Annotated in this window: 8 protein-coding genes; 6 read left to right on the forward strand and 2 right to left on the reverse strand. The window is 70.9% G+C overall.

Annotated features, from left to right (window positions below):
* Nucleotides 1-72 precede the first annotated feature (72 nt).
* Both VEB62_RS14520 and VEB62_RS14525 read left to right on the forward strand, forming a co-directional pair.
* Nucleotides 73-1,749, forward strand: coding sequence for an ArnT family glycosyltransferase (locus tag VEB62_RS14520; RefSeq protein WP_324801192.1), 1,677 nt, complete (start codon nucleotides 73-75; stop codon nucleotides 1,747-1,749).
* The gene (locus VEB62_RS14525) at nucleotides 1,746-2,663 is read left to right on the forward strand and encodes a hydroxymethylglutaryl-CoA lyase (RefSeq protein ID WP_324801195.1); all 918 of its coding nucleotides are present in this window, start codon (nucleotides 1,746-1,748) and stop codon (nucleotides 2,661-2,663) included. The genes VEB62_RS14520 and VEB62_RS14525 overlap by 4 nt, the downstream gene beginning before the upstream one ends.
* Before the next feature lie 94 nt (nucleotides 2,664-2,757).
* Here VEB62_RS14525 and VEB62_RS14530 read toward each other — a convergent pair whose 3' ends face one another.
* Nucleotides 2,758-6,459 (reverse strand): beta strand repeat-containing protein, encoded by a 3,702-nt coding sequence (locus VEB62_RS14530; RefSeq protein ID WP_324801198.1) that lies wholly within the window; start codon nucleotides 6,457-6,459, stop codon nucleotides 2,758-2,760.
* A 218-nt stretch (nucleotides 6,460-6,677) separates the two neighbouring features.
* Here VEB62_RS14530 and VEB62_RS14535 point away from each other — a divergent pair, with 218 nt between their 5' ends.
* The 4 genes from VEB62_RS14535 to VEB62_RS14550 all read left to right on the forward strand — a co-directional run bounded on the left by VEB62_RS14535 (nucleotide 6,678) and on the right by VEB62_RS14550 (nucleotide 8,513).
* Nucleotides 6,678-7,382 carry a spermidine synthase family protein gene (locus VEB62_RS14535; RefSeq protein WP_324801200.1) on the forward strand — a complete coding sequence of 235 codons (705 nt, stop codon included), beginning with the start codon at nucleotides 6,678-6,680 and terminating at the stop codon, nucleotides 7,380-7,382.
* Nucleotides 7,383-7,485: 103 nt separating this feature from the next.
* The gene (locus VEB62_RS14540) at nucleotides 7,486-7,782 is read left to right on the forward strand and encodes a hypothetical protein (RefSeq protein ID WP_324801203.1); all 297 of its coding nucleotides are present in this window, start codon (nucleotides 7,486-7,488) and stop codon (nucleotides 7,780-7,782) included.
* A 10-nt stretch (nucleotides 7,783-7,792) separates the two neighbouring features.
* Nucleotides 7,793-8,140, forward strand: a complete 348-nt coding sequence (locus VEB62_RS14545) for a hypothetical protein (protein ID WP_324801206.1) — start codon at nucleotides 7,793-7,795, stop codon at nucleotides 8,138-8,140.
* Nucleotides 8,141-8,270: 130 nt separating this feature from the next.
* Nucleotides 8,271-8,513 (forward strand): hypothetical protein, encoded by a 243-nt coding sequence (locus VEB62_RS14550; protein ID WP_324801209.1) that lies wholly within the window; start codon nucleotides 8,271-8,273, stop codon nucleotides 8,511-8,513.
* Nucleotides 8,514-8,570: 57 nt separating this feature from the next.
* Here VEB62_RS14550 and VEB62_RS14555 read toward each other — a convergent pair.
* Nucleotides 8,571-9,043: aldehyde dehydrogenase family protein (locus VEB62_RS14555; RefSeq protein WP_324801212.1), on the reverse strand; the 473-nt coding region annotated here is incomplete at its 5' end.

Genomic DNA, 9,043 nt, shown 5'->3' on the forward strand with positions numbered 1-9,043 from the left:
CGGGAGGCGCCCGCGCGGGGCGCTTTGCGTGGACCATGACGCGGCCCGAAACGGCGTGTTAGGAAGATGAACATGATGCGCCCCGATCTCGACCGATTCATCGCCGGCTGGCGGGGCCCGCTGCTGGCGGCCCTGGTCGCCCTGTTCGCCGGCCTGCCGGTGCTGATGCTGCTGCCGCCGCTGGACCGCGACGAGAGCCGCTACGCCCAGGCCACGTCGCAGATGCTGGAGAGCGGCGACTACATCGACATCCGCTTCCAGGACGAGCCGCGATGGAAGAAGCCGGTCGGCATCTACTGGCTGCAGGCGGCGGCGGTGGCGGCGACGTCCAGCGTCGAGGCGCGCGACATCCAGCCCTACCGCATCCCGTCGATCCTCGGGGCCATGCTGGCGGCGGCGGCCTGCGCCTGGGCCGGGGCGGCGATGTTCGGGCAGCGGGCCGGGTTCCTCGCCGGGGCCATGCTGGGGGCGACCTTCCTGCTGTCGACCGAGGCGGGCATCGCCAAGACCGACGCCATGCTGTGCGCCTCGGTGACCATGGCCATGGCGGGTCTGGCGCGGATCTATCTGGCGACGCGGGCCGGAGAGAAGCCGCGACGACCGCACAAGCTGCTGTTCTGGCTGGGGTTGGGCCTGTCGATCCTGATCAAGGGGCCGATCGGCCTGATCGTGGTGGTTCCGGCCGTCCTGCTGCTGTCGCTGTGGGACAGGGACGTCAAATGGCTGGGCCGGCTGGGCTGGGGCTGGGGCCTGCCGCTGACCGCCCTGATCGTCGGGCCGTGGGCGATCGCCATCACCATCGCCACCGACGGCGGCTTCTGGCGCGAGGCGATCATGGGCGACCTGGCCCCGAAGATCTCCGGCGGGCACGAGAGCCATGGCGCGGCGCCGGGATATTTCCTGCTGCTGGCGCCGGTGCTGCTGTTCCCGACGGCGCTGCTGCTGCCGGCGGCGCTGTCGACCGGCTGGCACAGGCGGGCCGAGCCGGCGGTGCGGTTCCTGGTCTGCTGGCTGGTTCCGGCCTGGCTGATCTTCGAGCTGACCCCGACCAAGCTGGCCCACTACACATTGCCGACGTTCGGGGCGATCGCCCTGCTGGCGGCGGCGGCGCTGACGCGGCCGATCGGCCCGATCTCGCGCTATTCCGGCGCGGCGCTGTCGGTGGTCAGCGGGCTGGCGATTATCGTCATCACCGTCTACGGCTTGACCGAATACGGGCGGTCGACGGCGCAGACCTGGGCGACCCTCACCATCGTGTTCGCGGCGCTGGCGGCGCTGATCGGGGCCTTCCTGCTGCTGCACCGGGCGGCGGTGACGGCGGTGGTCGTCTCGATCGCCCTGGGGCTGGTGGCCCATGCGGCGCTGGCCGGAACCATCCGTCAGCTGCGTCCCCTGGCCATAGCGCCGCAGCTGCAACAGGTGCTGGAGCGGGCCGACCTGCATCCGCGCCAGGGACGGCCGGGGCCGGTGGCCATCACCGGCTTCCACGAGCCGAGCTTCGTCTTCCTGACCGGGCGCGAGACCGAGCTGACCGACGCCGCGGGCGCGGCCCGGGCCCTGGCCGAGGGCCGGCCCGTGATCGTCGAGGCGCGCGACGCCGACGCCTTCCGACAGGCCTCGGCCGATCTGGGCGTCACCGGCCGGGCGGTGGGGGTGGTCAACGGTCACAACTATTCGCGCGGCGACGACGTCAGCCTGACGGTCTACGCCCCGGCGGGAAGCGGGGCGACACGGGGCGCGGGGCGGTGAGCCGCCGGATCACCATCGTCGAGGTCGGCCCGCGCGACGGGCTGCAGAACGAGGCGGCCATCCTCGAGCCCGCCGTCCGCGCCGATCTGGTGCGGCGGCTGGAGGCGGCCGGCGCGCGGCGCATCGAGGCGGTCAGCTTTGTGCATCCGAAATACGTGCCGCAAATGGCCGGGGCGGAAGCGGTCATGGCCGCCCTGCCCCCCGAGGCGGGGCGCAGCCGCATCGGCCTGGTGCTGAACGGCAAGGGCTACGACCGGGCGCTGGGAACCAGCGTCGACGAGGTCAATGTGGCCATGTCGGTCACCGACGGCTTTGGGCTGAAGAACCAGGGCATGGGCGTCGACCAGCAGGTCTCCATGCTGTCGGACATCATGACGGGGCGGGCCAATTCGGAAGGCGGCGCCGGCGCGGGCCCGTCGCTGTCGGCCACCCTCAGCTGCGTCTGGGGCTGCCCGTTCGACGGCGAGGTTTCGGTCGGACAGGTCGCGGACCTCGTCGGGCGGATCGCCGAACTGGGAGTCGGGGAGATCGCCCTGGCCGACACCATCGGCGTCGGCGATCCATGGAGCGTGACGCGCAAGGTCGAGGCGGCGCGCAAGGCGGCGCCGGAGGCGGTGCTGCGGCTGCATTTCCACGACACCCGCAACACCGGCCTGGCCAACGCCTACGCCGGCGTCGAGGCCGGCGTCGACGTGCTGGACGCCTCGGTGGGCGGCATCGGCGGCTGCCCGTTCGCCCCGGGGGCCACGGGCAACACCGCCACCGAGGACCTGGTCTACATGCTGGAGCGGGCGGGGTTCGAGACCGGCTACGACCTCGACGCCCTGATCGGAACCGCGCGCTGGATCGGCGAGAAGATCGGCCGCCCCGCGCCCAGCGCGCTGAGCCGGGCGGGCGGCTGGCCGAAAGGCTGATCCGCAGGCGTTCCGCCGACCACGATGCCGGGCCGGCGGGGGCGCGATCACCAGACCGTCGTCATCTGGAAACCGCGCCGATCCGGAGTTCGGGTCAGAAGGCCCAGCCGTCGTCGCCCCTGCTGCCCTCGAAGCCGTGCCATTGAAGCGGGTTTCGGTCCTCGCCCAGCGTCAGCATGAAGCCGTCGAGGCGGGCGGCGAGGCCGTCGAAACCGCGCGCCTCGGCGGACGGATCGTCCATCGCCGGCAGAACGAGCGGCAGATCGGCGTCGCCGTCGAGGAGGAAGCCGTCGCCGGACAGGCCGGGCAGGGTCTGCGGCCCGGCGTCCTTGGCGGAGACGATCGGGGCAGGGGCCGGCGCTGCAACGACATCGATCACCTGGCCATTGGCGAAGCGGATGTGGTCGATGCCGATCAGCCGGTCGACGCCGTCGCGCCCGCCCACGCTGTCGGTCACGTCGAAGGAGCCGTCGCCGCGGTCGACGATCAGATAGTCGGCGAACAGGCCCGACAGGACGACGGTGTCGTCCCCGGCGAAGCCGTTCAGGGTGTCGTCGCCCTGGCCGCCGGTCAGGGTGTCGTTGCCCGTCCCGCCGGTGATCACATTGTTCGAGGTGTTGCCGACGCCGGTGAAATTGCCCGAACCGGCGTAGCTCAGGTCCTCAATGTGGGCGCGCAGGGTGTAGCGGTCCAGCGTGGTTTCGACCCGGTCGGTCCCCTCGCCGGCCAGCTCGATCACCGTGTCGCCGACCGCCTCGACGACATACCAGTCATCGCCGAGGCCGCCCTGCATCTGGTTGGCGGCGCCGGAGCCGCCGATCAGGACGTCGTTGCCGGCCTGGCCGAGCAGGGTATCGCGGCCGAGGCCGCCTCTCAGCGTGTTGTCCACGGCGTTGCCGACCAGCAGATCGTTGAAGGCCGAGCCGGTGGCGTGCTCGATGGCGTTCAGCGTATCCGTGCCGCCCTCGCCGTCGGAGGCCGAGTTGGCGTTCAGCCGCACCGTCACGGCCGCACCGGCGTCGGCCCAGGAGGCCGTATCGCTGCCGGGGCCGCCGAACAGCTGGTCGTTGCCGCCTCGGCCCTGCAGCACGTCGTCCCCATAGCCGCCCGTCAGCACATTGACGCCGGCGCCGCCGGTCAGCGTGTCGTTGAAGGCGGAGCCGCCCAGGTTCTCGATGCCGTTCAGGACGTCCGAGCCGCCGTCGCCGTCGTCCGACGCGGTCCCGAGTGTCAGGCTGGCGGTCACGCCGGTGGCGGCCAGCGCATAGTCGGCCCGGTCGATCCCGTTGCCGCCGTTCAGGACGTCGTTCCCGCCGCGCCCGATCAGCACGTCGGCGCCCGTGCGGCTGGTCAGCACATTGTCCGAGGCGTTGCCCGTGCCGTGGAAGTTCACGAATCCGGTGTAGGTCAGGTTCTCGACATTGGCCCTGAGGACATAGGTCTCGGGGACGGTGGAGACGGTGTCGGTCCCCTCGCCGGCGTTCTCGATGACGGTGTCGTTGGCGCCGACGAAATAGGTGTCGTCGCCCAGACCGCCGTAGAGCTCGTTGGGCGCCCCGGTTCCGCCGAACAGGAGGTCGTCGCCGCCCTGACCGATCAGGACGTCCGTGCCCGTTCCGCCGTCCAGGTAGTTGGCGCCGGCGTTGCCGATCAGCACGTCGTTGAAGGCCGAGCCGGTCAGGTTCTCGATGCCGCTGAAGGTGTCGACGATCACGCCGGCCTCGCGGGCGTCGCCGCGGCCGAGATTGGCGTCGACGCCGACCGCGTTGCCGAAGTAGCGGGCCGTGTCCACGCCGTCGCCGCCAATCAGGCTGTCGAGGCCGGCGCCGCCGGTCAGGGTGTCGTTGCCGCCGCCGCCGTCCAGAGTGTCGTCGCCGTCGAGGCCGTTGATAGTCTCGTTCGCGGCCGAGCCGGTGATCGCGTCGGCGCCGGCGGTGGCGGCGGCAAGGTCGAACGTGCCGGTGATGAGGATGGGCGCCGAGGTCACGGCCACGCCGCCGGCGCCGTCGTCGGCGGTCAGGGTCAGGGTGGCCAGGGCCGGGGGCGTGTCGGTGTTGGCGGTGAAGGTCAGCAGGCCGCCCCACGCGCCGTCGCCGATCACCTGGCCGATCTCGGCCGCCGTGCCGGTGAGGGTCAGGGTCGCCGTGCCCGAGCCGTCCACGCCGATGCTGAGTTCGCTGGAATCGAGGGTGAGGATGCCGTAGTCGGTCGACAGGGTGACGGTCAGCACGTCGGCCGCGTCCGGATCGCTGAGCGTGAAGCCGATGTACTGCAGATCCAGCGGAATCTGTTCGACCGCCCACTGCGTGCCCCGGAAGATCTGGGTCTTGATCGCGGGGCCGCTGGCGTCGCCGGTGGCGCCGCCAACGCCCAGGCTTGAGTCCTGCCAGGTGATCGCGAAGGCGCCGTCGGACAGGGCGGTGATCTGGGCTAACTGCTGGGCGTTCGCCGTCGCGGTGTTGACCAGGATCTCGCTCCCGACCTTGGCGCCGGCGGCGTTGAACACCTGGGCCTTGACGGCGTTGCCGCTGGCGTCGCCGGTCGCGCCGCCAACGCCGAAGCTGGAGTCCTGCCAGGTGACCACGAAGCCGCCGTTCGTCAGGGCGGTGATCTGGGAGGTCTGCTGGTTGTTCGCCGTGGCGGTGTTGACCAGGATCTCGGTCCCCACCATGGCGCCGGCGGCGTTGAACACCTGGGCCTTGATGGCCCCACTACTGGCGTCTCCGGTGGCGCCGCCGACGCCCGCGCTGAAGTCCTGCCACGTGACGACGAAGCCGCCGTCGGACAGGGCGGCGATCTTGGGCGCCGACTGGTTATTCGCCGTGGCGGTGTTGACCAGGATCTCGGTCCCGACCATGGCCCCGGCGGCGTCGAACACCTGCGCCTTGACCGCGAAACCGGATGCGTCGCCGGTCGCGCCGCCGACGCCGGTGCTGGAGTCCAGCCATGTGACCACGAAGCCGCCGTCGGACAGGGCGGTGATCTGGGCCACCGACTGACTGTTTGTCGTCGCGGTGTTGACGAGGATCTCGGTCCCGACCATGGCCCCGGCGGCGTTGAACACCTGGGCCTTGACGGCGTTGCCGCTGGTGTCGCCGGTCGCGCCGCCGACGCCCGCGCTGGCGTCCGTCCAGGTGACCACGAAGCCGCCGTCGGACAGGGCGGTGATCTGGGGCGCCGACTGGTGGGTCGTCGTGGCGGTGTTGACCAGGATCTCGGTCCCGACCTTGGCCCCGGCGGCGTCGAACACCTGGGCCTTGACGGCGTTGCCGCTGGCGTCGCCGGTCGCGCCGCCAACGCCGAGGCTGAGGTCCTGCCAGGTGACCACGAAGCCGCCGGCGGACAGGGCGGTGATCTGGGCCCCCGACTGACTGCTCGTCGTCGCGGTGTTGACGAGGATCTCGGTCCCGACCATGGCCCCGAAGGCGTCGAACACCTGGGCCTTGATCGCGTTGCCGCTGGCGTCGCCGGTCGCGCCGCCGTCGCCCACGCTGGCGTCCATCCATGTGACGACAAAGCCGCCGTTCGACAGCATGGTCATCTGGTATTGGGTCTGGCCGCCCACGGTCGCCGTATTGGTCAGGATCTCGCTTCCGATCCGCGTCGAAAAGCCCACGACGGGGCCGCCCGTGCCGGCGAAGGCCTGGGGACCGGACGGGTCGGCCGCGGCGGCCAGCGGACCCGGTGCGGCGCCCTGCTTCAGGGCCGTGACCCACGTCGGGGCCGGGGCCTGGTCCAGAAGGACGGAGTCGAGCGCGGACGCGGACGTGCGTCCGTTGGAAAGGTGGGCGGTCATCGAAGATCCTCGAGGGTGCTGACGGGCGTGCAGGAGAAGGCCGCCCCCGACCGTCCCCGTCGGGATAGACGATAACGGTGTCACGCGTACGCGCCGGTTGCAATACGGCTCGCGCGGCGAGGGACTTTCGCCCGCCGACTCGCCCCTGAACCGCATTGCGGCGGCCCGGGGGACTGCTAAGCAGACGGCGGCGCCCGCGCGGGCGAACCGGAGGCGACATGGGACGGTTGATCGAGGAACTGGACTATCGCCCCACCGCCATGGGGCCGCTGGTGCTGAGGCGGCGCTGGGTGGCCGCCATCGATGCGGACGTGGTGGAGGTGATCCTCGGCGACGAACATCTGATGTCGAGCCTGTTCACGGTCGGGGAGACCGAACTGGCGGTGCGCGGGCTGGCGGCGGCCGAAGGGGACGGGCTGCGCGTGCTCGTCGGCGGCCTGGGCCTCGGCTACACGGCGCGCGAGGCGCTGGCCGATCCGCGCGTGGCGTCGGTGGAGGTGGTCGACGCCCTGGCGCCGGTGATCGAATGGCATCAGGCGGGGCTGGTGCCGCTGGGCGAGAGCCTCGGGCAGGAGCCGCGCTGCCGGCTGACGCTGGGCGACTTCTTCGGCTGGTTCGACGCGCCGCGGGCGGCGGGCGAACGCTATGACGCCGTGCTGCTCGACATCGATCATTCGCCGCGCAAGCTGCTGCACCCGGACCATGCCCGCTTCTATTCGCGGGACGGGCTGGCGCGGGTGCGGGAGGGTCTGACCGGCCGGGGCGTTTTCGCCATGTGGTCCGACGAGGGGCCGGACGACGACTTTCTCGCCGTGCTGGCGTCGGTGTTTCCGGCGGCCCGGGCCGAGGTGGTGGCGTTCGACAATCCGCTAACCGGCGGGGCCTCGACCTGCACCATCTACGTGGCGCCGGCGGCCGGCTGAACCCCGCCGCCGGCGCTTTTCAGCAAGACCTCACAATTCGCTCATGCCTCACAGAGTCGCCCGCGGCATCGTCCGGGCGTCGATGACGACGTGGAGGGACGAGATGACTGTGACGAACGACGACCTGGACCGGCTCTGGAAGGTCCTGCGGCCGATGGGGTGGGGGGCGGTCGCCCTGGTTCTGCTGACCCCCGCGGTGGCCATGCGGTTCACCAATCAGGTGAACTGGACCGCGAGCGACTTCGTCTTCGCCGGCGTGCTGCTGATCGGCGGCGGCCTCGCGATCGAGCTGGTCGCCTGGCGCGTGGGCAATCCCGTGGTCCGCATCGGCTTCGCCCTGTTCATCGTCGCGGTCGTCGCCCTCCTCTGGGCCGAGGCCGCTGTCGGCTTCCTCCACTAGGGCGATGGCGATGAAGGCGGAGGCCGCCGACAGCCGGGGCGATGTGGTCCTGACCCGCAGCGAGCTGGTGCGGGAGCCCCTCGGCGGCCGGACCTGGCGCGGGGCGCTGACCAACCGCGCCGACGGTCCGTGTATCGACGTGGCGGTCGAGATCCGCTTTCTCGACCGGAATGGCCGGGCGGCGGGCGGCCTCGGCGGTCGGGCCGAACGACTGGCGCCCGGGGGCCAGCTGTACCTTCAGTCGCGGCTGCCGGCCGGGGCGATCAGGCTGCGGATACAGGCTTTGCGCTGGGTGGTGGAGGGCGAGAGGGTTCAGTTGGGAGAGTGGTCGGCCTGCGACCTCTTCGACGATCCTTGACGCGCCTGTCCCGGCTCGCGGAGCTGGCGCCTCCCGCTGAAGGCGTTAAGCACACGCCCTTGTGAGTTGTGTTCCTTCGCGCAACCGTGAGGTATCGAGCGGTGGCAATACAGCCATAGGAGAGGAAGCTATGCTGAAGAAAATCGTCCTGGCCTCTATGCTGGCCGCTTCCGCGTTCGCCGTGATGCCGACGGCCGCGGCCGCCAATCCGAACGACGAGTGCATGCTGCGCTCGGGCTGCTTCTGGGCCAGCGGCGGCGACACCAGCCCAGGGCACTGGGTCTGCAGCGATCCCGCCATCTACATGATGTGTGTGAGCCCCGACGGCCTGACGGCGGATGTCGACCTGTCGCTCAAGGCGATCAAGGAATAGGAGCCGGGCGCCGGGGGGCGGCCTCGCACCCCCGGCGCCTGTCGCCGGCCGTCCTCACTACAGGTTCAGCAGCGCCGGGTCGCCGCCCTGGGCGGAGATGTTGTTGCTGATGGCCTTTTCGGAGGCGTAGCGGATCAGGCTGTAGGGGCCGCCGGCCTTGGGGCCGGTGCCGCTGAGGCCCTCGCCGCCGAACGGCTGGCTCTCCACGACGGCGCCGATCTGGTTGCGGTTAATGTACAGGTTGCCGACGCGGGCGCGCTGTTCGACGAAGTCGCCGACGGTATCGATCCGGCTCTGCAACCCGAGTGTCAGCCCGTAGCCGGTGGCGTTGATCGCCTCGACCACCTTGCCGAGCTCGTCCGCTGAATAACGGACGACGTGAAGGATTGGCCCGAAGTTCTCCCGATTCAAGTCGCTTAGCGCGTCGATTTCGTACATCGCTGGAGCGACGAAGCTGCCGTGCGCGGCCTCGTTCGGGAGCTGCAGGCGACACAGCCGCCGGCCGCTCCTGTCGAGCTCGTCGAGATGCT

This window comes from Brevundimonas sp. (assembly GCF_035626975.1).
Lineage (GTDB): Bacteria > Pseudomonadota > Alphaproteobacteria > Caulobacterales > Caulobacteraceae > Brevundimonas.

Excerpts from the sequence above, each read along its gene's own strand:
- VEB62_RS14520 (WP_324801192.1), top strand. The coding sequence starts at position 73 with ATGATGCGCCCCGATCTCGACCGATTCATCGCCGGCTGGCGGGGCCCG.
- VEB62_RS14530 (WP_324801198.1), bottom strand. The coding sequence starts at position 6,459 with ATGACCGCCCACCTTTCCAACGGACGCACGTCCGCGTCCGCGCTCGAC.
- VEB62_RS14535 (WP_324801200.1), top strand. The coding sequence starts at position 6,678 with ATGGGACGGTTGATCGAGGAACTGGACTATCGCCCCACCGCCATGGGG.
- VEB62_RS14540 (WP_324801203.1), top strand. The coding sequence starts at position 7,486 with ATGACTGTGACGAACGACGACCTGGACCGGCTCTGGAAGGTCCTGCGG.
- VEB62_RS14545 (WP_324801206.1), top strand. The coding sequence starts at position 7,793 with ATGAAGGCGGAGGCCGCCGACAGCCGGGGCGATGTGGTCCTGACCCGC.
- VEB62_RS14550 (WP_324801209.1), top strand. The coding sequence starts at position 8,271 with ATGCTGAAGAAAATCGTCCTGGCCTCTATGCTGGCCGCTTCCGCGTTC.